General features: G+C 69.6%; 20 protein-coding genes and 1 pseudogene. 17 read left to right on the top strand and 4 right to left on the bottom strand.

The annotated features are described in order from the left end of the window. Positions 1–150: 150 nt before the first annotated feature. Positions 151–660 (bottom strand): SsrA-binding protein SmpB, encoded by a 510-nt coding sequence (smpB, locus tag A7A76_RS09150; protein WP_206410914.1) that lies wholly within the window; start codon positions 658–660, stop codon positions 151–153. Between the two features lie 185 nt (positions 661–845). On the opposite strand from smpB, the pseudogene A7A76_RS09145 reads away from it, so the two are divergent. After that, a pseudogene (locus A7A76_RS09145) lies at positions 846–1268 on the top strand (type II toxin-antitoxin system RatA family toxin); the annotation flags it as partial. A 65-nt stretch (positions 1269–1333) separates the two neighbouring features. Continuing rightward, entirely contained in the window at positions 1334–1603 is a 270-nt protein-coding gene (locus A7A76_RS09140; protein WP_206410912.1) for an RnfH family protein, read from the top strand. Here the strand turns inward: A7A76_RS09140 and A7A76_RS26395 are convergent. Together A7A76_RS26395 and A7A76_RS09135 are read right to left on the bottom strand one after the other, a co-directional pair. Continuing rightward, a complete protein-coding gene (locus A7A76_RS26395) occupies positions 1590–1703 on the bottom strand; it encodes a DUF6053 domain-containing protein (RefSeq protein WP_428995112.1) in 114 nt (37 codons plus the stop codon). The two genes, A7A76_RS09140 and A7A76_RS26395, sit on opposite strands and share 14 nt — an antisense overlap. Positions 1704–1770: 67 nt before the next feature. After that, positions 1771–2166 (bottom strand): outer membrane protein assembly factor BamE, encoded by a 396-nt coding sequence (locus tag A7A76_RS09135; protein WP_206410911.1) that lies wholly within the window; start codon positions 2164–2166, stop codon positions 1771–1773. A 211-nt stretch (positions 2167–2377) separates the two neighbouring features. Between A7A76_RS09135 and fur the strand changes: the two genes are divergently transcribed. Next, positions 2378–2779 (top strand): ferric iron uptake transcriptional regulator, encoded by a 402-nt coding sequence (gene fur, locus A7A76_RS09130; protein ID WP_074866743.1) that lies wholly within the window; start codon positions 2378–2380, stop codon positions 2777–2779. Between the two features lie 176 nt (positions 2780–2955). Here fur and recN read toward each other — a convergent pair whose 3' ends face one another. Next, on the bottom strand, positions 2956–4638 hold the full coding sequence (gene recN, locus A7A76_RS09125; RefSeq protein ID WP_206410910.1) for a DNA repair protein RecN: 1683 nt from the start codon (positions 4636–4638) through the stop codon (positions 2956–2958). A 664-nt stretch (positions 4639–5302) separates the two neighbouring features. Here recN and hrcA point away from each other — a divergent pair. The 14 genes from hrcA to A7A76_RS09060 all read left to right on the top strand — a co-directional run bounded on the left by hrcA (position 5303) and on the right by A7A76_RS09060 (position 22017). Next, positions 5303–6355 carry a heat-inducible transcriptional repressor HrcA gene (hrcA, locus tag A7A76_RS09120; protein ID WP_206410909.1) on the top strand — a complete coding sequence of 351 codons (1053 nt, stop codon included), beginning with the start codon at positions 5303–5305 and terminating at the stop codon, positions 6353–6355. After that, entirely contained in the window at positions 6315–6563 is a 249-nt protein-coding gene (locus tag A7A76_RS26390; protein WP_428995111.1) for a DUF6053 domain-containing protein, read from the top strand. The genes hrcA and A7A76_RS26390 overlap by 41 nt, the downstream gene beginning before the upstream one ends. Before the next feature lie 57 nt (positions 6564–6620). Continuing rightward, on the top strand, positions 6621–7130 hold the full coding sequence (gene grpE / locus A7A76_RS09115; RefSeq protein ID WP_206410908.1) for a nucleotide exchange factor GrpE: 510 nt from the start codon (positions 6621–6623) through the stop codon (positions 7128–7130). Positions 7131–7332: 202 nt separating this feature from the next. Beyond that, entirely contained in the window at positions 7333–9252 is a 1920-nt protein-coding gene (gene dnaK / locus A7A76_RS09110; protein ID WP_206410907.1) for a molecular chaperone DnaK, read from the top strand. A 148-nt stretch (positions 9253–9400) separates the two neighbouring features. Beyond that, a complete protein-coding gene (gene dnaJ, locus A7A76_RS09105; protein WP_206410906.1) occupies positions 9401–10537 on the top strand; it encodes a molecular chaperone DnaJ in 1137 nt (378 codons plus the stop codon). Between the two features lie 96 nt (positions 10538–10633). Beyond that, positions 10634–11308, top strand: coding sequence for a TonB family protein (locus A7A76_RS09100; RefSeq protein ID WP_206410905.1), 675 nt, complete (start codon positions 10634–10636; stop codon positions 11306–11308). Between the two features lie 300 nt (positions 11309–11608). Then, positions 11609–13567, top strand: a complete 1959-nt coding sequence (locus A7A76_RS09095) for a DUF3857 domain-containing transglutaminase family protein (RefSeq protein ID WP_206410904.1) — start codon at positions 11609–11611, stop codon at positions 13565–13567. A 139-nt stretch (positions 13568–13706) separates the two neighbouring features. Continuing rightward, positions 13707–14444: a 4-hydroxy-tetrahydrodipicolinate reductase gene (gene dapB, locus A7A76_RS09090; RefSeq protein WP_206410903.1), complete on the top strand. Its 738-nt coding sequence runs from the start codon at positions 13707–13709 to the stop codon at positions 14442–14444. A 415-nt stretch (positions 14445–14859) separates the two neighbouring features. Next, positions 14860–15999, top strand: a complete 1140-nt coding sequence (gene carA, locus A7A76_RS09085) for a glutamine-hydrolyzing carbamoyl-phosphate synthase small subunit (RefSeq protein ID WP_206410902.1) — start codon at positions 14860–14862, stop codon at positions 15997–15999. After that, entirely contained in the window at positions 15996–16574 is a 579-nt protein-coding gene (locus A7A76_RS09080) for a hypothetical protein (RefSeq protein WP_206410901.1), read from the top strand. The genes carA and A7A76_RS09080 overlap by 4 nt, the downstream gene beginning before the upstream one ends. Positions 16575–16630: 56 nt before the next feature. Further along, positions 16631–17017, top strand: a complete 387-nt coding sequence (locus A7A76_RS09075) for a DUF6973 domain-containing protein (RefSeq protein ID WP_206410924.1) — start codon at positions 16631–16633, stop codon at positions 17015–17017. Positions 17018–17024: 7 nt separating this feature from the next. Then, positions 17025–20270: a carbamoyl-phosphate synthase large subunit gene (carB, locus tag A7A76_RS09070; RefSeq protein WP_206410900.1), complete on the top strand. Its 3246-nt coding sequence runs from the start codon at positions 17025–17027 to the stop codon at positions 20268–20270. A gap of 298 nt (positions 20271–20568) precedes the next feature. Beyond that, positions 20569–21045 (top strand): transcription elongation factor GreA, encoded by a 477-nt coding sequence (greA, locus tag A7A76_RS09065; protein ID WP_074866704.1) that lies wholly within the window; start codon positions 20569–20571, stop codon positions 21043–21045. 30 nt (positions 21046–21075) lie between these two features. Beyond that, the gene (locus tag A7A76_RS09060; protein ID WP_206410899.1) at positions 21076–22017 is read left to right on the top strand and encodes a phosphoglycerate mutase; all 942 of its coding nucleotides are present in this window, start codon (positions 21076–21078) and stop codon (positions 22015–22017) included. The last annotated feature ends 7 nt before the right edge of the window (positions 22018–22024 follow it).

The following is a 22024-nucleotide window of genomic DNA, read 5'->3' as shown; positions in this document are numbered from 1 at the left end:
GCGGCGCGAGCCGCGACCGCGAAACCCGGTTGCCGCGAACCTGTCGCCTGGGCGTGCGCACGCCCAGGCTGCGGCGCGCGCGTCTCCCGCGCCGCCGCTGCCGAGCCTGCCGATATCCCACCGCTACCGCGCCGCGCGCGGCAGCCGCCGTCACGCGTCGCGGTTATGCCGACGCATGACCCGCTGCTTCTCGCGTTCCCAGTCGCGTTCCTTGCTGGCTTCGCGCTTGTCGTGGCTCTGCTTGCCCTTGGCCAGCGACAGCCCGGCCTTGACCTTGTTGCCCTTCCAGTACAGCGAGGTCGGAATCACGGTGTAGCCGTCGCGCTGGACCCGGCCGATCAGGGTGTCGATCTCGCGCCGGTGCAGCAGCAGCTTGCGGCTGCGGCGCTCCTCGGCGACGACGTGGGTGGAGGCGGAAATCAACGGCACGATCTGGGCGCCGATCAGGTAGAGCTCGCCGTGCAGCACCACCGCGTAGGCGTCGGTGATGTTGGCGCGTCCGGCGCGGATCGACTTGAGCTCCCAGCCCTGCAGGGACAGGCCGGCCTCGAAGTTCTCTTCCAGGTGGTATTCGTGGCGGGCGCGCTTGTTCTGCGCGATGGTGCCGCCGGCGCCGCCCTTTCCTTTATCCTTGGCGGTCTTGTTGTTTGTCTTGGCCATGCGGCGATTGTCTCCGATCCGGAGGCGGTTTGAGTAGCCGGCCGGCGGGGCGGGAGCGGCGCCGGGTCGCCTTGCCGGCCCGCGATCGCCGACAATCGCCTCACGGCGGCGAGCGCCGTTGCCGATGCGGGCGGTCCGGGCGAGACCGGTTGAAACCCGCGCCGCGATCCCAATTAGCGAGAACGATGCCTACCATCCGCCGCTCCGCCTTGGTCGAACACTCCGCCGCGCGCATGTTCGCGCTGGTCAACGACGTCGCCGCCTATCCGCGCCGCTTCGATTGGTGCGAGGCCGCGCAGGTGCTGGAGGCCGACGACGCGCACATGGTCGCGCGGCTGGATCTGGGCCTGGGCGCGCTGCGCACCTGGTTCACCACCCACAACACCTTGTCGCCGCCGCACCACATCGAGCTCAAGCTGGTCGACGGGCCGTTCCGCAAGCTCGGCGGGCGCTGGGAGTTCCACGCGCTGGACGAGTCGGCGTGCAAGGTCACGCTGACGCTTGAGTTCGAGCCGGCGCTGAAGCTGCTGGGGCCGGCGATGGCGCTGGGCTTCCAGAGCCTGGCCGACCGCATGGTCGACGATTTCGTCCGCGTCGCCGATCGCGGCGCGGAGCCGGCGGCCGCGGTGGCGAGCCCGGCCGGGGCCGGCCCGGCGTCGGGCGGGACGCCTGCGTGAAGATCGAGGTGGTCCGCGCCTGGCCGCGCCGGTTCGAGGCGGTGACGCTGGAACTGGACGCCGGCGCGACGCTGGCCCAGGCGGTCGCCGCGGCCGGCTTCGCCGACGATGCCGAGACCAGCGGCTACGCCGTATTCGGCGTGCGCGCGGGCGCCGAGACCGTGCTGCGCGACGGCGACCGGGTCGAGCTGCTGCGGGCGCTGCAGATCGACCCGAAGGAAGCGCGGCGGCGCCGGGCCGAGGAGCGGCCGCTCAAGAAGAAATAGCCCGCCGCTGCGATTTTGCAGGAGGGCCTTCAGGCCCGATGCGCTTGTGCCAGCTCGCCAGGCTAGGGCCCGAGAGCATCGGGCCTGAAGGCCCTCCCACAAGTAGGCCCCGCACGAACGAAACAGCCGCCTTTCGGCGGCTGTTTTCGCGGGACCGGACGCGCGCCTCAGCGGCGCTTCTTCTTGTCCTTTTCCTTGGCCAGGTTGCGGCCGAACTGCTTGACCGAGGCGGCGGCGATTTCCTTGTCCTGCTCGGGGAAGTAGTCGCCTTCCCACTTGGTCAGGGCGTCGTTCTCGAACCACAGGGTCAGGTTCTTGCGCGCGGTGTGGCCGAGGCGGTCGACGCGCTGGGTCGAGGTGTAGTCCCAGCGGTTCTGGTGGAACGGGTCTTCGATCGACGGCGTGCCGATCAGCACCTGCACCTGCTGCTTGCTCATGCCGGCCTGGAGCTGGTCGACCGCGGTCTTCTCCAGCAGGTTGCCCTGGTAGATGGGCTGCTTGTAGATGATGCCGCAGCCGGAGGTGACCAGGGCGAGCGAGAGAACGAGCAGGACTTTACGCATCGGATAGGAATGTCGGCGGCAGTCGAAGGCAACGGGCCCGATGATACACTGAAGGGCGACCCCACCAAGGGCGGATCGCGGCGCGGGGCGGACCCTCGCGTTCATCCGCCATTCCGGCCCGCCCGCCCTGTACGCCCTTCGCGGCGACGGCCAGCCGGTCTCCACCCGGGCCGGTTCCACCGGCCCACGTCATCGAAGGGACAACGCCCTCATGGAATCTCAGGACCTGCGCAACGCCGGACTCAAGGTCACCCATCCGCGCATGCGGATCCTCGAGTTGCTGGAAAGCGCCAAGCCGCGCCACATGACCGCGGAGGACATCTACCGGATGCTGCTGGAGAAGGGCGAGGACATCGGCCTGGCCACGGTCTACCGGGTGCTGACCCAGTTCGAATCGGCCGGCCTGGTGCTCAAGCACAACTTCGAGGCCGGCCAGTCGGTCTACGAGCTCGACCGCGGCCACCACCACGACCACATGGTCGACATCGACACCGGCAAGATCATCGAATTCGAAAGCACCGAGATCGAGGAGCTGCAGCGCAAGATCGCCGCCGAGCACGGGTACCTGATCGAAGAGCATTCGCTGGTGCTGTATGTGAGGAAGAAGCGGTAACGCGGGAGCGGGGAAAGAAGGCAGCGGCGAGCGGGAGTGTCTTCGCTGCGTTGGCGTCCCGGTTCCGGCGAAAGCGCAATCCCGATAAAAAAGCCCGCGTGAGCGGGCTTTCTTGTGGGCGGCGATGCGGCGGTGGGTCAGCAGACGCGCGTCCGCCGACGCGCGGGCGCCATCGTTCAGACCACGTCGGCCAACAGCCGCCGCGCCGCCGCGCGCACTTCCTTGGTCAGCTCGACGCCGCCGAGCATGCGCGCCAGCTCTTCCTCGCGCTGCTTGGCCTCCAGCACCTGCACCGCGCTCTGGGTGACGCCTTCGCTGGCGGCCTTGGCGACGCGGTAATGGGCGTGGCCCTGGGCCGCGACCTGGGCCAGGTGGGTCACGCACAGCACCTGGCGGCTGCCGCCGAGCGCGCGCAGCTTTTGACCGACAATTTCGGCCACCGCGCCGCCGATGCCGGTGTCGACTTCGTCGAACACCATCGTCGGCACCGCGTCCAGGCCGAACGCGGCCACTTCGATCGCCAGCGAGATGCGCGAGAGTTCGCCGCCGGAGGCGACCTTGCGCAGCGGCCGCGGCGGCTGGCCGGGGTTGGCGGCGACCATGAACTCGACGCGTTCGGCGCCGTTCGGGTCGGGCCGGTCCTGGTCCTGCGGTTCGATCTCGACCGCGAAGCGGCCGCCGCCCATGCCGAGTTCGCCGATCAGTTCGGTGGTGCGCGCCGACAGCGAGGCGGCGGCCTCGCGGCGGGCGCGGCCGAGCGCGTCGGCGGCCTGGCGCCAGCGCTTGCGCGCCTGGTCGATCTCGCCGTCGAGCTTGTCCAGGCGCTCGCCGGCGCCGCGCAGTTGTTCCAGCTCGGCGCCGACGCCGTCGCGGGTGGCGGCCAGTTGCTCAGGCGCGACCCGGTGCTTGCGCGCCAGTTCGTGCAGGCGGCCGAGCTTGGCTTCGATGCGTTCGAATTCGGACGGGTCCAGGTCGAGGTCGTCGCGGACGCGGTCGAGCAGGCTCAGCGCTTCGTCGATCTGGATCGCGGCGTTGTCGAGCATCGCGTCGACTTCGCTCAGCCGCGGCTCGTGCTCGGCCACGCGCTGCAGGTCGCCGCGGACCTGCTGCAGGGTGCGGGTCAGCGACGGGCCCTCGTCGCCGCCGATGCGCGCGAACGCGCTTTCGCAGGCGGCGATCAGGCCGGCGGCGTGGGCGTGGCGGCGGTGGTCGGCGTTGAGCTTGGCGATGGCGTCGGGTTCCAGCGCCTCGCGTTCGAGTTCGGCGTGCTGGTGTTCGAGCCAGCCGATGCGGTCGGAGACGTCGCCCTGAGCGACCAGGCCGTCGCGCTCGCGCAGCAGCGCGCTCCAGGCGCGCGCGGCGGCGGCGACCGGCTCGCGCGCGGCCTCGTGGCGGCCGTAGGCGTCGAGCAGGTCGAGCTGGCTGGCGCGGGTGAGCAGGGCCTGGTGTTCGTGCTGGCCGTGGATTTCGACCAACCGGGAGGTTAGATCCGTCAGCTGATTCAGGGTGACGGGCCGGCCGTTGACCCACGCCCGCGAGCCGCCGTCGGCGCGGATCACCCGGCGGATCTGGCAGACCGGGGCGCCGCCGTCGCCGGTTTCGTCGAGTTCGTTCTCGGCCAGCCAGGCCGCGGCGAGCGGCGCGTCGTCGAGGGTGAAATCGGCGACCAGCTCGGCGCGATCGGCGCCGTGGCGGACCACGCCGCTGTCGGCGCGCAGGCCGCCGAGCAGGCCGAGCGCATCGACCAGCAGCGACTTGCCGGCGCCGGTTTCGCCGGAAATGACGGTGAGACCCGGACCGAAGCTGAGTTCGGCGGCGGTGACGACGGCGAATTGCTTGAGCGAAAGATGGGCGAGCATGCGGCGGCGATTGTGCCTGGGCGGGGCGGCGCCTGGGAATGGGCGCGCGGCGTGAGCGAGCGTAAGGGGAGGGTGGATCAGCAGGTGAGACGCGGGACGCTTCGGGTTGGGCGGTGCGGCGATGGGCCGCCAGTATGATCGCGACGGATGACGCGCGGTCGCGCAGCGGGGTGTCGCCTCGCTTTTCCTTCTCCCGCTGGCGGGAGAAGGTGCCCCGCAGGGGCGGATGAGGGTGCGCGGGGGCTCGGCCCTCACCCCAACCCCTCTCCCGCAAGCGGGAGAGGGGCTTTGAGCGGAGGGTGGCTTCGAACGGGCAAGGGGCTGATCTGGGAGCAAAGGAGCGATGGCGGTCCTTCCCGGCCGTCATCCCTGCGCAGGCGGGGATCCAGAGACTTCAGCCTCATGCCGCGGTGAAGCCCTGGATCCCCACCTGCGCGGGGATGACGATAGGCAGGGGGCGCGGTCGCCCCCGGCTTCGCTCAGAGGTCCGACGTCCAGACTGCATTTCCAACCTCTCACCTCCACCTCCTACCTCTAACTCCTACCTCCTATCCCCTAGCTCCTACCTCCTATCTCCTACCTCCTACCTCTCTACTACTCACTTCCCACCCCCAAACCCCGCCCCCCGCTTGCCCCCAACCCTCCCCGCGCATATATCGCCCCCATGAACCGCCGCCCCAACGACCCCGCCCTCGACCCGCGCGCGCGCCAGCTGTTGCGCGCGCTGATCGGCCGCTACATCCACAGCGGCGAGCCGGTCGGTTCGCAGACCCTGGCCCGGCACGCCGGGCTCGACGTCAGCGCGGCGACGATCCGCAACATCCTGTCGGACCTGGAAGAGGCCGGCCTGCTCAGCGCGCCGCACACCTCGGCCGGGCGCATCCCCACCGCCCAGGGCTACCGCCTGTTCGTCGATTCGCTGCTGCAGGTGCGGCCGCTGCCCGACGGCGAAGTGGCGCGGCTGCGCAGCGAGCTGCCGTCGGGCTCCGGCACCCAGGCCCTGCTCGGCAGCGCCTCGGAGCTGCTGTCGGCGATGACCCGCTTCGTCGGCGTGGTCAGCGTGCCCAAGCGCGAGCAGTTCGCGTTCCGCCGGATCGAGTTCGTGCCGCTGGACGCGCAGCGGGTGCTGGCGATCCTGGTGTTCGCCGACCAGGAAGTGCAGAACCGCATCATTCAAACCCGGCGCCCGTTCGAGGCCGGCGAGCTGGAGCGGGTCGGCAACTACCTCAACGCCCACTTCGCCGGCCGGCCCGTGGCCGAGATCCGCGCCACCTTGCTGCTGGAGCTGCGCAACGCCCAGTCGGAGATGCAGGCGCTGCTGGCGCAATCGGTGGAACTGGCCGAACAGGCGCTGGCGCCGGACGGCGACGACATGGTCCTGGCCGGGCAGACCCGGCTGATGGGCGTGCAGGAACTGGCCGACCTGGACCGCCTGCGCGAGCTGTTCGAGGCTTTCGCCCGCAAGCGCGAGATCCTGCAACTGCTCGAACGCACCGTCAGCGCGCCAGGCCTGCGCATCTTCATCGGCGAGGAAACCGGGCTGGCGCCGCTGGAAGGCGTGTCGCTGGTGACCGCGCCCTACACCTCGGGCGGGCGCGTGCTCGGCGTGCTCGGGGTGATCGGGCCGACCCGGATGGCCTACGACCGGGTGATCCCGGTGGTGCAGGCGGCCGCCGATGCGCTCGGCGACGCGTTCCACGCCGGCGAGGGCGAGTAGCCCGAAGTTCGGTGTAGGAGGGCCTTCAGGCCCGATGCCTTCCGGCCCGATTGCCGCGATCTGGCCGGAAGGCATCGGGCCTGAAGGCCCTCCTACAAGGGCCAGCCCCGCTCCGATTGTCCCAAAACCGTGCCCGAACCCCGACGCTGCACGCCGATCCCGCACGATCGGCGCAGATCGCGGCCGTTGTACGGCGCCCGCCACTTGAATGCCGTGGCCACGGCCCCATAGCTGGCCCTGTCGCGGACGACCGCAAGGAACCAGCATGACTCAACACGACCCGAACCCCGATCTGAACCTCGACCCCCAGGACCCGGCCGGCACCGGCCCGTCCGAGGTCGAGGCGCTGCGCGCCGAACTGACCAAGCTGCGCGAGGACTCGCTGCGCGAGCGCGCCGAGCTCGACAACCAGCGCAAGCGCGTGGCCCGCGATATCGAGATGGCGCGCAAGTTCGCCAACGAACGCCTGCTCGGCGACCTGCTGCCGGTGATCGACAGCCTGGAAGCCGGCCTGGCCGCCGCCGGCGGCGACGCCAGCGCGCTGCGCCAGGGCATGGAGCTGACCCTGAAGCAGTTGCTCAAGGTCGCCGGCGACAACGGCCTGGTCGCGGTCGACCCGACCGGCCAGCCCTTCAACCCCGAGCACCACCAGGCCATGAGCATGGTGCCGGCCGCGGGCGTGGCGCCGAACCATGTGGTCCAGGTCTACCAGAAGGGCTGGCTGCTCAACGAGCGCCTGCTGCGCCCGGCCCTGGTCGTGGTCGCCCAGGACTGAGCCGGCGGGCCCGGCGCGCGCCGCGGCGGGGGCCGCGCGAACGGCGTGCGCAACCGGGCCTGAGCGAGCGTTTTCGAACCGATCAGGGGCAGGGCACGGGCGCTTGAACTGCCCGGCACCGGGCCCCAAATAGCGAACATCGGCGGCCCGCAGCGTTCCGCGCCGCCCCCACATTCCAGCATTGAGAGAGGGAGCACCACCTATGGGCAAGATCATCGGCATCGACCTGGGCACGACCAATTCCTGCGTCGCCATCATGGAGGGCGGCAAGGCCAAGGTCATCGAGAATTCGGAAGGCGACCGCACCACGCCGTCCATCGTCGCCTTCACCAAGGACAGCGAAGTCCTGGTCGGCGCCTCGGCCAAGCGCCAGGCGGTGACCAACCCGAAGAACACCTTCTACGCGGTCAAGCGCCTGATCGGCCGCAAGATGACCGACGCCGAAGTGCAGAAGGACCTGGGCCTGGTGCCCTACGCGATCGTCCCGCACGACAACGGCGACGCCTGGGTGCAGACCGCCGACGGCAAGAAGATGGCGCCGCAGCAGATCTCGGCCGAAGTGCTGGGCAAGATGAAGAAGACCGCCGAAGCCTACCTGGGCGAGCCGGTCACCGAGGCCGTGATCACCGTGCCGGCCTACTTCAACGACAGCCAGCGCCAGGCGACCAAGGACGCCGGCAAGATCGCCGGCCTGGAAGTCAAGCGCATCATCAACGAGCCGACCGCGGCCGCGCTGGCCTACGGCATGGACAAGAAGGGCGGCGACCGCAAGGTGGCCGTGTACGACCTCGGCGGCGGCACCTTCGACGTGTCGATCATCGAGATCGCATCCGTCGACGGCGAAATGCAGGTCGAAGTGCTGTCGACCAACGGCGACACCTTCCTCGGCGGCGAAGACTTCGACAAGCGCGTCATCGACTATTTGGTCGACGAGTTCAACAAGGACCAGGGCATCGACCTGCGCAAGGATCCGCTCGCCCTGCAGCGCCTGAAGGACGCCGCCGAGCGCGCCAAGATCGAGCTGTCGTCCTCGCAGCAGACCGAAGTCAACCTGCCTTACGTCACCGCCGACGCCTCGGGCCCGAAGCACCTCAACATCAAGCTGACCCGGGCCAAGCTCGAATCGCTGGTCGAGGACCTGATCAAGAAGACCATCGAGCCGTGCCGCATCGCGCTCAACGACGCCGGCCTGCGCGCCAGCGACATCAGCGAAGTGATCCTGGTCGGCGGCCAGACCCGCATGCCGAAGGTTGGGCAGGCGGTGGCCGAGTTCTTCGGCAAGGAACCGCGCAAGGACGTCAACCCGGACGAAGCCGTCGCCGTCGGCGCGGCGATCCAGGGCGGCGTGCTGGCCGGCGAGGTCAAGGACGTGCTGCTGCTCGACGTGACCCCGCTGAGCCTGGGCATCGAAACCCTGGGCGGCGTGTTCACCAAGATCATCGAGAAGAACACCACCGTCCCGACCAAGGCCTCGCAGACCTTCTCCACCGCCGAGGACAACCAGTCGGCCGTGACCGTGCACGTGCTGCAGGGCGAGCGCGAGCAGGCCCGCTTCAACAAGTCGCTGGCCCGCTTCGACCTGTCCGGCATCGAGCCGGCGCCGCGCGGCATGCCGCAGGTGGAAGTGTCGTTCGACATCGACGCCAACGGCATCCTGCACGTCAGCGCCAAGGACAAGAAGACCAACAAGGAACAGAAGGTCGAGATCAAGGCCGGTTCGGGCCTGTCCGAGGAAGAGATCGCCAAGATGGTCGCCGACGCGGAAGCCAACCGCGAGGAAGACCAGAAGTTCCACGAGCTGGTGCAGGCGCGCAACCACGCCGACGCGCTGATCCACAGCACCCGCAGCGCGATCAAGGAGCACGGCGAGAAGATCCCGGGCGAGGCCATCGGCCGCGCCGAGGCGGCGATCGCCGAGCTGGAGACCGCGATGAAGGGCGACGACAAGGGCCAGATCGAGGCCAAGTCGCGCGCGCTGGAAGAAGCCGCGCAGTCGGTGCTCGCCGCCGCCAGCGCCGGCCAGCCGGGCGACGACGCTGCGGCCGGCGACGCCGGCGCCTCGGCCAAGTCCGACGACGTGGTCGATGCGGAATTCACCGAAGTGAAGGACGACAAGAAGTAAGAGCGGGAACAGGGAATGGGGAATCGGGAAGGGCAGGCGCGGCTCGATCGCGGCCTGTCGCACCCCCGGTTCCCCGTTCTCGTATTCGCAGCTTCGATGCAACGATTTCCACTCTTGGTTCCCGACTCTTGACTCCTGATCTCCGCCGATGAGCAAACGCGACTACTACGAAGTGCTGGGCGTGCAACGCAACGCCAGCGACGACGACCTGAAGAAGGCCTATCGCCGCTGCGCGATGAAGTTCCACCCGGACCGCAATCCCGGCGACAAGGCGGCCGAGGCCTCGTTCAAGGAGTGCAAGGAGGCCTACGAGGTCCTGTCCGACGCGTCCAAGCGCCGCGTGTACGACCAGCACGGCCACGCCGCGTTCGAACACGGCATGGGCGGCGGTGGCGGGCCCGGCCCCGGCTTCGCCGACATGGGCGACATCTTCGGCGACATTTTCGGCAACATCTTCGGCGGCGGCGCAGGCGGCGGCGCGCGCGGCCCGCGCCGCGGCGCCGACATCGGCTACGTGATGGAGCTGTCGCTGGAAGAGGCGGTCGGCGGGGTCGAGAAGCAGATCGAAATCCCGACCCTGGACGAGTGCGAGAGCTGCAAGGGCTCGGGCTCGGCCGACGGCAAGATCGAAACCTGCACCACCTGCAACGGCCGCGGCCAGGTGCGGTTCCAGCGCGGCATTTTCTCGATGCAGCAGGCCTGCCCGCACTGCAACGGGCGCGGCCAGACCATCGCCAACCCGTGCGGCGACTGCCACGGGCAGGGCCGGGTCGAGCGGACCAAGACCTTGCAGGTCAAGATTCCCGCCGGCGTCGACAACGGCGACCGCATCCGCCTGACCGGCGAAGGCGAAGCCGGCCCGACCGGTTCGCCGCCGGGCGATCTGTACGTGGAAGTGCGCGTGCGCGAGCACGAGATCTTCCAGCGCGACGGCGACGACCTGCATTGCGAAGTGCCGATCCGCATCTCCCAGGCGGCGCTCGGCGACATCGTGCGGGTGCCCACGCTCGGCGGCGAAGTCGAGCTGCGCATCCCGGCCGAGACCCAGAGCGGCAAGCTATTCCGCCTGCGCGACAAGGGCGTCAAGTCGGTGCGCAGCCGCAAGCCCGGCGATCTGTATTGCCGCGTGGCGGTGGAAACCCCGGTCAACCTCACCCCCGAGCAGCGCGATCTGCTGGAAAAGTTCGAGGCCACCTTCGTCGGCGAGGGCGCGCGCAAGCATTCGCCGCGTTCGTCGACCTTCCTCGACGGGGTCAAGGGGTTTTGGGATCGGATGACCTCGTGAACTCGGCGCAGCGGTAACGCTTCGCTTCGCGCAACGAAGGCCTCGACCTCACGGTCGGGGCCTTTTCGCATGCGGCGAGCACAGACAACGATTATCGTGACCCTTGCCCAGGCCGGTGTCGGCGGCAAGGACGCAGAATCGGCGAGGATTGCCGCAGACCGCCGACGGTGTTCGGCTTCGACGACCGACAAGGGACCAACGATGAGAAACGGAAGGCTCGCGAAAACTGGGGGGTTGTCGCTGCTGTGCCTGTGCTTCGGCGCTGCCGCCGCGCAAGACAAGGCGCGCGCGGGCGACGCCGACGCGCAGGAGCGCGAGCCCGTCGTACGGGTGGAACTGGTCGAACCGCCGACGCCGGGGAGCGTGCCGGCGCCGGGGAGCGCGCCGGCCCCGGGTGCGCAGCGGCCGCCGGTCGAACCGCAGCCCGCGCCTGCGTTTCGTGCGATCGCGCCGCCCGAGTTTCCCGGAGGCGAGGCCGCGCTCAGGGCCTATCTCAGGGAAAATCTGCAATACCCCAGTCAGGCGCGGAAAGACCGAACGCAAGGCGTGGTGGTCGTGAGGTTCGACGTCGATGTCGACGGGACGCTCAAGAACGTCAATCTCCTGCGCGACATCGGCGGCGGCTGCGGCGCGGAAGCGACGCGGCTGGTGCGGAACATGCCGCCCTGGCGGCCGGCGCAGGACGCGGGCACGGCGGTAAAGCAGGAGTACACGCTCCGGATCGACTTCGAATTGGCGCAGTGGCTGCACGACGCGAAGGCGCGCAAGTGACGGCGCCGGGCGGCGGTGCGCGCAGCTTGCGCGGCCGGGGCCGCCCCGGATGGCGACGTCGGAATCGCCTGACGGCGACGGCGGCGCCGGCTTCCAACGGTCGAGGGGCGACGCGCTCGCGTCCTGAGCGGCCTCGTCGCAGCGCATCGGTTCCGATGGAAATTACAAACAAAAAGCAGCTTCGGCTGCTTTTTCGTTTGCGCCCGCGCACAGCCGCCGCAGCGATGTGATAGAAAACCGCGACCGGCGCCGAGGCGGCGCCGGGCCCAGGTCGATCCAAGGATTCGGAGGAAAGAAAGGATGCGCATCGTCATGCCGCGGCGTTGGGCCGCACTGTCTCTGGCGCTGGCCGCGGCGCTCGCCGCCCAGGCCGCGTTCGCCCAGCCGTCGTCCGCGCAGAAGCCTGCCGCCCGGAGTGCGGCCGCTCAGGGCGCGGCCGCGCAGGGCGCCGCCGACTCCGCCGACGAGCAGCCCGCGCGCGTGGAGCGCCTGCACTACACCTACACCGTGCAACCCGACGGCACCTACACCGAACAGCGCGAGTCGGCGCTGAAGGTGCTGCGCGAGGCGGCGGTCGAAGAAGCCAAGTACGCCGGGATCGGCTACAGCGCCAGCCTGCAGACCCTCGACGTGGTCGAGGCCTACACGCTCAAGCCCGACGGCCGCCGCATCGCGGTGCCCAAGTCCAACTACCAGGTGCTGACCAACCAGGGCCGCGGCAACGGCGGCCCGGCGTTCTCCGACATCGCCACCACCCGGCTGGTGTTTCCCGACCTCGCCGTCGGCGACACCGTGGTGCTGAACTACCGCCTGGTCGGCAAGCAGCCGATGTTCGAAGGCCAGTTCTCCGACACCAGCAGCTTCAGCGACTACGCCTACATGGGCGACCTCACGCTCAAGTACGACCTGCCGGCGTCGATGAAGATCCGCAAGGAGGCCTACGGCCGCCTCAAGAGCGTGCGCGACGAGGTCGTCGGCGACCGCCGCATCGTCGAGTGGAGCTTCAGCAACCGCCAGCCGCGCAAGGCCGGACTGCGCACCACGCCGCCGTTCGACCTGACCCGCACCAACGGCGCCTCGGTCTCCACCTTCGCCAGCTACGGCGACATCGCCCGCGTCTACGGCGAGCGCGCGCTGCCCAAGGCGGTGCCGACCGAGCGCGTGCGCAAGCTCGCCGACGAGATCGCCGCCGGCAAGACCGAGCCGCGCGAGGTCGCCCAGGCCCTGTACGAATGGGTGTCGCTGAACATCAATTACGCCGGCAACTGCATCGGCCTGGGCGCGGTGGTGCCGCGCGACCAGGACTTCGTGCTCGACAACCGCATCGGCGACTGCAAGGACCACGCGACCCTGCTGGAGGCGCTGCTCGCGGCCAAGGGCATCGAGGCGACCCAGGCGCTGATCAACTCCGGCACCGGCTACACGCTGGCGCCGGTGCCGGTGGCCTCGGCGGTCAACCACGTCCTCAACTACCTGCCGGGCCTGGACCTGTACCTGGACGCCACCGCCAAGGGCGTCGCCTTCGGCGAGCTGCCGTGGAGCGTGGCCGGCAAGCCGGTGCTGCGCGTCGACCGTCCGGACCTGCCGGCGCGCACCCCGGCGCCGGCCAGGCTGGCCAACCGCCAGAGCATGAAGACCGAGCTGACGGTGGCCGAGGACGGCAGCATCAAGGGCTCGATGACGGTCGAGCTCGCGGGCCAGCCGGCGATGGAGTTCCGCGCCGGGCTGCGCGACCTCAGCGACAAGGACGCCGCCGAGCTGGTCAAGAAGGTCTACGAGAGCGGCGGCATCCAGGCCATCGGCAGTTTCCGCCAGGACGATCCCAAGCCGCTGCGCAGCCGCCACAATTTCCAGGTCGATATCGAGGCCAAGCAGGTGGTGCCGATGCCCGGCGCGTTCGCCCTGGGCGCGTTCTTCACCACGCCCCTGCCGGTCGCCGCGCTGGTCGGCAGCGGTTCGGTGGCGCAGATCGAGGACGAAGGCGAAGGCCTGTGCATCGGCGGGCGGTCGGAAGAAACCTACCGGATCGAGTTCCCCAAGAGCGTCAAGGTGCTGGCCAAGCCGCAGGACCTGAAACTCGAATCCAACGGCTCGCGCTATGAGGCCAGCTATCGCCTGGAAGGCAATGTGCTGCACGCGCACCGCGTGATCGAAGACGTTTCCGTCGGGCCGGTGTGCAGCGGCGAATACAACCGCGGCTATTCGGAATTCGCGAGCAAGGTGTTGCCGAATCTGAAGGCGCAGGTGGTTTATCAGTAACCGCGTCGGCGTTGCCCGCTTCAAGCGCGGGCCGCAGATCGGCGGCCCGCGCGTCGTTCAGTCGCCGGCTGTGGCGCGTCCGCGCGCAGTCGGCGCGACAATGCTTGTGCAGCGGCAGGCGCGGCCTTAGCCTGCGCCCATGAACGACACCGCCAAGACCCCGATCCGACTCCTGATCCACGGCGCCAGCGGGCGCATGGGCCAGGCCCTGCTGCGGCTGGCGCGCGAGCGCGACGATGTGCGCGTGGTCGCCGCCTATTCGCGCTCGCAACCGGCGCAGCGGGTGAAAGACGAGGTGCCGCAGTTCGCCGCCGCCGAACTGGGCGGCGCGCCGGATTTCGACGTCGCCGTCGACTTCAGCCTGCCCGACGGCTTCGACCCGGTGCTGGCGCTGTGCGCGGCGCGCGGCAAGGCGCTGGTGTCGGGCACCACCGGGCTGTCCTCGGCGCAGAACGCGGCGATCAACGACGCCGCGGCCGGCATCGCCGTGGTCTGGGCGGCCAACTACAGCCTCGGCGTGGCGGTGCTGACCGAACTGGTGCGCCGCGCCGCCGCGGCGCTGCCGGGCTGGGACTGCGACGTGGTCGAGGCCCACCACACCCGCAAGCTCGACGCGCCCTCGGGCACCGCGCTGCACCTGGGCGCGGCGGTGGCGATCGGCCGCGGCAGCGAGCCGCATTACGCCAGCCTGCGCGCCGGCGACATCGTCGGCGAGCACACCGTGCAGTTCGCCGCGGCCGGCGAACGGCTGGAGCTGATCCACCGCGCCAGCAACCGTGACATCTTCGCCCGCGGCGCGCTGGAGGCGGCGGTGCGGGTGGCGCAGCAGGCGCCGGGGCGGTACGGGCTGGCGGAGTTGATGTTTCCGAATTTGTAGGCGGTTCGGCCGGGTAGGGCGGTGCGCCGGGCGGCGCGGGTTCGCGGTCGCGGCTTGCGCCGCTCCTACAACCGCAAACAAATCTGGCCGGAGCCCCTGTAGGAGCGGCGCAAGCCGCGACCGCGAACCCACCCGCCGCCGCGCCCGCCCGATTCAGGCGCCACCCCGCGCGCTGCGTTCAGCCAATCCAGCCCCGCCGCGCCCGATTCCGTTCAGCCAACCGCGCCGCCGCCCCCGCCGCATCGTCATCTCCCGGCCACATTAATACTGGCGTCCGGGGCCCATCGCAGATAGAATTCCGGCTCGCCTGAATCCCAACGCCGGACCGGTCCAGCACCGCGTCCGCGCTTTGCTGCAACTGCGTTTTGCCGTAGCCGCAACGGGATCAGTTCCTCCGGCAGCCAAGGCGACCCCCGTGACCCAACCCGCAATCCTCGCTCTCGAAGACGGCACCGTGTTCGAGGGCGTTTCCGTAGGCGCGCCCGGCCTCAGCGTCGGCGAAGTCGTATTCAACACCGCCATCACCGGCTACCAGGAAATCCTCACCGACCCGTCGTATGCGCGCCAGTTGGTGACCCTGACCTATCCGCACGTCGGCAACACCGGCGCGACCGACCAGGACGACGAAACCCGCCAGGTCTGGGCCAGCGGCCTGATCGTGCGCGACGTGCCGCGCCGCCCCAGCAACTGGCGCAGCCAGATCGCCCTGCCGCAGTGGCTGTCCGATCGCGGCGTGGTCGCCATCGCCGACATCGACACGCGCAAGCTGACCCGCCTGCTGCGCGATACCGGCGCGCAGAACGGCGCGCTGATGGCCGGCGCTGCTCCTGGTGAGCGTCTTGATGTCGAGAAGGCCATCGAAGCCGCGCGCAAGTTCCCCGGCCTCAAGGGCATGGACCTGGCCAAGGAAGTCTGCACGCGCGAGCGCTACGAGTGGACCGAAGGCCAGCTCGACCTCGACCGCAACGCCTTCGTCAACGCGCAGCCGCGCTTCCACGTCGTCGCCTACGACTTCGGCGTCAAGCTCAACATCCTGCGCATGCTCGCCGAGCGCGGCTGCCGCATCACCGTGGTGCCGGCGCAGACCTCGGCCGCGGACGTGCTGGCGCTGAAGCCCGACGGCGTGTTCCTGTCCAACGGCCCGGGCGATCCGGAACCGTGCGACTACGCGATCGCGGCCATCAAGCAGTTCATCGCCCAGAAGATCCCGACCTTCGGCATCTGCCTTGGCCATCAGCTGCTCGGCCTGGCTTCGGGCGCCAAGACCTTGAAGATGAAGTTCGGCCACCACGGCGCGAATCATCCGGTGCAGGATCTCGATTCCGGCCGGGTCATGATCACCTCGCAGAACCACGGCTTCGCGGTCGATGAAAGCTCGCTGCCGGCCAACGTGCGCGTAACCCACCGCTCGCTGTTCGACGGCAGCAACCAGGGCATCGCGCTGACCGACGCGCCGGCCTTCAGCTTCCAGGGCCACCCGGAAGCCAGCCCGGGCCCGCACGATGTGTCGCCGCTGTTCGACCGTTTCGTCGCCTCGATGGAGGCGCGTGCATGAAGCGATCGCTCGTCGCGATCCTGACGGCGACCGCCCTGACGCTGGCTTCGGCCCCGTCCGCGGCCGAACCGCCCGGCGACGTCCAGACCGGACGCCTGTTGGAAACGATAGGCCTGAATGCGGCGGTCGACCGCGTGTTCGCCATGTACTTCACCCAGCACCCGAAGTACAGCCGCTACACGCAGCAGCAGAAGGCGTGCGTCGAAGGCCTGTTGAAGCCGGAAATGCTGGCGGCGATGCGCCGCAGCATGGCCGCCAGCATCGGCGAGGCCGCCTATGTCGAGGAGTTCATGCGTTTCTCCACGACTTCGGCGGGACGCAAGTTCGTGTCCTATCAGCGTCGCGACCAGGCGAGCCGGGCGCCGGGCGATGCCCAGCCCGATCCGGGGCTGCCGAAATTCTTCAAGACCTTGTCGTCGTCGGAGCAGAAGGAACTGGAAGCCTACCTGTCCAGTCCCGCGGCGGACGCCCTGCGCAAGGCAGTGCCGGATTCCGAGCCGCCGGAGGCGGTCAAGCAGCGCCTGCGCAAGCAGAGCATCGCGCGCTGCGGCGTCGAGATGATGAAGCTGTCGTGACGGCCGCCGCCGGCCAACCCGCGCGCCGACGCCGCTGGCGTCTGCGCGCGCTGGCGATGCTGGCGCTGCTCGGCGCGTACCCCGCGTTCGTGCTGATCGCGGTGTACTCGCAGTGGTTCCCCGCGAACCTGCCCGGCGGACGCAACGGCCCGGGCGATGCGTACCGCCACAGCCTGGCCAGCGCGGTCGTCGCCTACACCTCGTCGCCGGTCTGCGTGGACTGGGTGACGAAGGTGATGGAGCGCGGCGGCGAAGGCAACCCGAGCCGGGCCATGGACGCCCACAACAACGCGATCGGCGCGCGCATCGGCGCCGCCGCTTCGACCTGGACCGCGATGCAGCGCGAGGTTCGCGCCGCGGTCGACCACGGCGCGATCGATGCACGATCGCCCGAGCAAATCACCTGGCGCGCCCCCGAGACGTGGCAGGACCGACTTTACTGAGGACCTCATGCCCAAGCGTACCGACATCAAAACCGTCCTGATCATCGGCGCCGGCCCGATCGTGATCGGCCAGGCCTGCGAGTTCGACTACTCCGGCGCGCAGGCGTGCAAGGCGCTGCGCGACGAGGGCTACCGCGTGGTCCTGGTCAACTCCAATCCGGCCACGATCATGACCGACCCGAACATGGCCGACGCCGTGTACATCGAGCCGATCAACTGGCAGACGGTCGAGAAGATCATCGCCAAGGAAAGGCCCGACGCGCTGCTGCCGACCATGGGCGGCCAGACCGCGCTGAACTGCGCGCTCGACCTGGCCGACAACGGCGTGCTGGAGAAGTACGACGTCGAGCTGATCGGCGCCAAGCGCGACGCGATCCGCATGGCCGAAGACCGCGAGCTGTTCCGCGTGGCGATGAGCGAGATCGGCCTGGAGTGCCCGAAGGCCGAAGTCGCGCGCAGCTTCGAGCAGGCGGTCGACATCCAGACCCGGGTCGGCTACCCGACCATCATCCGCCCCAGCTTCACCCTCGGCGGCACCGGCGGCGGCATCGCCTACAACAAGGAAGAGTTCGAGGAGATCGCCAAGCGCGGCCTCGAGCTCTCGCCCGTGCACGAGATCCTGGTCGAGGAATCGGTGCTGGGCTGGAAGGAATTCGAGATGGAAGTGGTCCGCGACACCGCGGACAACTGCATCATCGTCTGCTCGATCGAGAACTTCGACGCGATGGGCGTGCACACCGGCGACTCGATCACCGTCGCCCCGGCGCAGACCCTGACCGACAAGGAATACCAGCGCCTGCGCGACGCCTCGATCGCGGTGCTGCGCAAGATCGGCGTCGACACCGGCGGCTCCAACGTGCAGTTCGGCATCAACGCGCAGAACGGCCGCGTGGTCGTCATCGAAATGAATCCGCGCGTGTCGCGCTCCTCGGCGCTGGCGTCGAAGGCGACCGGTTTCCCGATCGCCAAGATCGCCGCCAAGCTCGCGGTCGGTTACACCCTCGACGAGCTGCGCAACGAGATCACCGGCGGCGCCACCCCGGCCTCGTTCGAACCGAGCATCGATTACGTGGTGACCAAGATCCCGCGCTTCGCGTTCGAGAAGTTCCCGCAGGCCGACGCGCGCCTGACTACGCAGATGAAGTCGGTCGGCGAGGTGATGGCGATGGGCCGCACCTTCCAGGAATCGCTGCACAAGGCGCTGCGCGGGCTGGAGACCGGCAAGGTCGGACTCGACCCGACCGGCCTGGACCTGTCCAGCGACGCCGACCTGGCCGTGCTCAAGCGCGAGCTCAAGGAGCCGGGCCCGGAGCGCATGTTCCACATCGGCGACGCCTTCCGCGCCGGTCTCAGCGTCGAGGACGTGCACGCGCTGTCGTTCGTCGATCCGTGGTTCCTCGACCAGATCGAGGAACTGATCGCGACCGAGCGCGAAGTGGCCGACGGCGGCCTGGCCGCGCTCGACGCCGCGCGCATGCGCGCGCTCAAGCGCATGGGCTTCTCCGACGCGCGCCTGGCCCAGCTCACCGGCACCGACGAGACCGCGGTGCGCACCCTGCGCCGCGCGCTCAAGGTGCGTCCGGTGTACAAGCGCGTGGACTCCTGCGCCGCCGAGTTCGCCACCACCACCGCCTACATGTACTCGACCTACGAGGACGAGTGCGAGGCCGCGCCGACCGATCGCGACAAGATCATCGTGCTCGGCGGCGGTCCCAACCGCATCGGCCAGGGCATCGAGTTCGACTACTGCTGCGTGCATGCCGCGCTGGCGCTGCGCGAGGACGGCTATGAAACCATCATGGTCAACTGCAACCCGGAGACCGTGTCGACCGACTACGACACCTCCGACCGCCTGTACTTCGAGCCGCTGACGCTCGAGGACGTGCTCGAGATCGCCGACCTGGAAAAGCCCCGCGGCGTGATCGTGCAGTACGGCGGGCAGACGCCGCTGAAGCTGGCGCGCGCGCTGGAAGCCAACGGCGTGCCGATCGTCGGCACCACCCCGGACAGCATCGACCTGGCCGAGGACCGCGAGCGCTTCCAGAAGCTGGTGCAGGAACTGGGCCTGGCCCAGCCGATCAACCGCACCGCGCGCAACCCCGACGAGGCGCTGGCCCTGGCCAACCAGATCGGCTACCCGATGGTGGTGCGCCCGAGCTACGTGCTCGGCGGCCGGGCGATGGAAATCGTCTACTCCGACGCCGATCTGACCCGCTACATCCGCGACGCGGTCAAGGTGTCGAACGATTCGCCGGTGCTGCTCGACCGCTTCCTCGACAACGCGGTGGAAGTCGACGTCGACGTCATCGCCGACCGCGAAGGCCGGGTGCTGATCGGCGGGGTGATGGAGCACATCGAAGAGGCCGGCGTGCACTCGGGCGACTCCTCGTGCTCGCTGCCGCCGTACTCGCTGTCGCCGGCAACGCAGGAAAAGCTGCGCGAGCAGGTGGTGGCGCTGGCCAAGGCGCTCAAGGTCGTCGGCCTGATGAACACCCAGTTCGCGATCCAGACCGACGCCGAGGGCAACGAGACGATCTACCTGATCGAAGTGAACCCGCGCGCCTCGCGCACCGTGCCGTTCGTGTCCAAGGCCACCGGCATGGCGCTGGCCAAGATCGCCGCGCGCTGCATGGTCGGGCAGACCCTGACCTCGCAGGACGCGGTCGAGGAAATCGTGCCGGACTACTACTCGGTCAAGGAAGCGATCTTCCCGTTCGCCAAGTTCCAGGGCGTCGACCCGATCCTCGGCCCGGAAATGCGATCCACCGGCGAGGTGATGGGCGTGGGCCAGAACTTCGGCGCGGCGATGGCGCGCGCGCAGGAGGCCGGCGGCATCAAGGCGCCGCCGGTGGGCAAGGTGTTCGTGTCGGTGCGCGATCCGGACAAGCAGCGCGTGCTGCCGGTGGCGCAGGAACTGCTGCGCCGCGGCTACAGCCTGGTCGCCACCCGCGGCACCCAGGCGTTCTTCGCCGAGCACGGCGTGGCCTGCGAAGTCGTCAACAAGGTCACCGAGGGCCGTCCGCACATCGTCGACCTGATCAAGAACGGCGAGATCGTCTACATCATCAACACCACCGAAGGCCGCCAGGCGATCTCGGATTCGTTCTCGATCCGCCGCGAGGCCCTGCAGCAGCGCGTGACCTACTCGACCACCGTGTCGGGCGCGCGCGCGCTGGTCAACTCGCTCGACTACCGCGGCCAGGGCCCGGTGTGGTCGCTGCAGGAACTGCACGCGCAGATCGGCGCGGCCTGAGCGGCGAGCTGAGCCGAGCGCAAGGCGCGGCCTCGGCCGCGCCGCGTCGTGCGGCAGGGCCTTCATCAGGCCCGCTGTTTTCCGTGGGAGGGCCTTCAGGCCCGATGCTCTTGTCTCAGATCGCCACGATCTGACCGGAAAGCATCGGGCCTGAAGGCCCTCCCACGGCCTTTCCGTCAGTTTTCAAGGGCTGTCTTCCGCCGGGCTTCCCCGGCACAATGCCCCCGGACACATCTTTGAAACATCCGCGCCGGGCCCGCACACCGCCCGGCGCCGTACTTTGCAGAGGAACCAAGGAATGAGAGCACCCATTACCGCCAAGGGCGCGCTGCGCCTGCGCGCCGAACTGGACGAACTCAAGTCGGTCAAGCGCCCGGCCGTGATCAACGCGATCGCCGAAGCGCGCGCCCACGGCGATCTCAAGGAAAACGCGGAGTACCACGCCGCGCGCGAGCAGCAGGGCTTCATCGAAGGCCGCATCAAGCAGCTCGAAGCCGAGCTGTCGCATGCGCAGATCATCGACACCAGCACCTTGAACGCCGGCTCCAAGGTCGTGTTCGGCGCCACCGTCGAGCTGGCCGACACCGAGACCGACGAGGAAAAGAGCTACCAGATCGTCGGCGACCTGGAAGCGGACATCAAGCAGGGCCTGATCGCGATCTCCTCGCCGGTGGCGCGCGCGCTGATCGGCAAGAACGAGGGCGACACCGTCGTCATCGAAGCGCCGGGCGGCACCCGCGAGTACGAGATCGTCGGCGTCAGCTACAACGGCTGAGCCGCGCCCATCCGCACCGATCCGGCCGCCATGAACCGCGTCGACCTGCTGCTGCCCGCGCGCGACCGCTTCGGCGGCCAGCGCCTGGGCGAGGAACTCGCCCGGCGCCTGGGCCGCGCCGACCGCTCGGTGGAGGCGGCCGATTTCGCCGCGCGCGCGTTCGACATCCTGCCGCGCGGCTGGCCGGTGGCCGCGGCGACCCGCCAGCGCGATGCCGGCGACGCCGCGCACGGCGCCTGGCTGCGCGCCGATCCGGTGTACGTGCGGCCGGACATCAACGGCGCGCGCCTGCTCGCTTACGGCCGCGCGTTGTCGTTGAGCGAACGCGACAGCGCCGCGCTGCTGCCGGCGCTCAAGCCGCTGTTCGGCGACGCCGGGTTTCCGATCGACGCGCCGGCGCCGGACCGCTGGTACGTGGCGCTGCCGCGCGAAACCCGGCTGCCGCGCTTCGTTTCGCCCGAGCAGGCGCTGGGCGAGGACATGTTCCAGCACCTGCCCGAAGGCGACGGCGCCGAAGGCCGCCGCTGGCGCGCGCTGCTGAGCGAGGCGCAGGTGGTGCTGCACAACCATCCGCACAACGCCGCGCGCGCCGCCGCCGGCCTGGCGCCGATCAATTCGCTGTGGTTCTGGGGCGCCGGCGCGCTGCCGGACCACGTGCGCAGCGACTACGCCGGCGTCTACAGCGACGACGAAGCGCTGACCGCGTTCGGCGCCCAGGCCGGCATCGCCGCGGACGCCTTGCCGCCGGGCTGGAGCGCGCCTGCGTTCGAAGGCGCGGCGCTGTTCGACCTGCGCGCGCAGCGCGACCTCGCGCTGATCCAGCGCGACTGGCTGCAACCGCTGGCCCAGGCGCTCGACCGCGGCGCGCTCGCGCGCGTGGCGGTGCTGTGCGCCGACGGCGAACGCTTCGAACTGGCGCGTTCGCAGCGCTGGCGGTTCTGGCGCAAGCCGCTGCGCTCGCTGCTGGATTGAACGCCGC

This window comes from Lysobacter enzymogenes (assembly GCF_017168095.1).
Lineage (GTDB): Bacteria > Pseudomonadota > Gammaproteobacteria > Xanthomonadales > Xanthomonadaceae > Lysobacter > Lysobacter enzymogenes_D.
Note: the sequence above shows the minus strand (reverse complement) of the source record. Positions and strands in the feature narration are given on the sequence as shown.

Bases quoted from the DNA above. Each gene is read 5' to 3' on its own strand.
- A7A76_RS26390 (WP_428995111.1), top strand. From the start codon at position 6,315: ATGCGCTCGGCGACGCGTTCCACGCCGGCGAGGGCGAGTAGCCCGAAG.
- hrcA (WP_206410909.1), top strand. From the start codon at position 5,303: ATGAACCGCCGCCCCAACGACCCCGCCCTCGACCCGCGCGCGCGCCAG.
- A7A76_RS09075 (WP_206410924.1), top strand. From the start codon at position 16,631: ATGCTGGCGCTGCTCGGCGCGTACCCCGCGTTCGTGCTGATCGCGGTG.
- fur (WP_074866743.1), top strand. From the start codon at position 2,378: ATGGAATCTCAGGACCTGCGCAACGCCGGACTCAAGGTCACCCATCCG.
- carB (WP_206410900.1), top strand. From the start codon at position 17,025: ATGCCCAAGCGTACCGACATCAAAACCGTCCTGATCATCGGCGCCGGC.
- recN (WP_206410910.1), bottom strand. From the start codon at position 4,638: ATGCTCGCCCATCTTTCGCTCAAGCAATTCGCCGTCGTCACCGCCGCC.
- greA (WP_074866704.1), top strand. From the start codon at position 20,569: ATGAGAGCACCCATTACCGCCAAGGGCGCGCTGCGCCTGCGCGCCGAA.
- grpE (WP_206410908.1), top strand. From the start codon at position 6,621: ATGACTCAACACGACCCGAACCCCGATCTGAACCTCGACCCCCAGGAC.
- smpB (WP_206410914.1), bottom strand. From the start codon at position 660: ATGGCCAAGACAAACAACAAGACCGCCAAGGATAAAGGAAAGGGCGGC.
- dnaK (WP_206410907.1), top strand. From the start codon at position 7,333: ATGGGCAAGATCATCGGCATCGACCTGGGCACGACCAATTCCTGCGTC.
- dapB (WP_206410903.1), top strand. From the start codon at position 13,707: ATGAACGACACCGCCAAGACCCCGATCCGACTCCTGATCCACGGCGCC.
- A7A76_RS09095 (WP_206410904.1), top strand. From the start codon at position 11,609: ATGCGCATCGTCATGCCGCGGCGTTGGGCCGCACTGTCTCTGGCGCTG.
- A7A76_RS09060 (WP_206410899.1), top strand. From the start codon at position 21,076: ATGAACCGCGTCGACCTGCTGCTGCCCGCGCGCGACCGCTTCGGCGGC.
- A7A76_RS09135 (WP_206410911.1), bottom strand. From the start codon at position 2,166: ATGCGTAAAGTCCTGCTCGTTCTCTCGCTCGCCCTGGTCACCTCCGGC.
- dnaJ (WP_206410906.1), top strand. From the start codon at position 9,401: ATGAGCAAACGCGACTACTACGAAGTGCTGGGCGTGCAACGCAACGCC.
- A7A76_RS09080 (WP_206410901.1), top strand. From the start codon at position 15,996: ATGAAGCGATCGCTCGTCGCGATCCTGACGGCGACCGCCCTGACGCTG.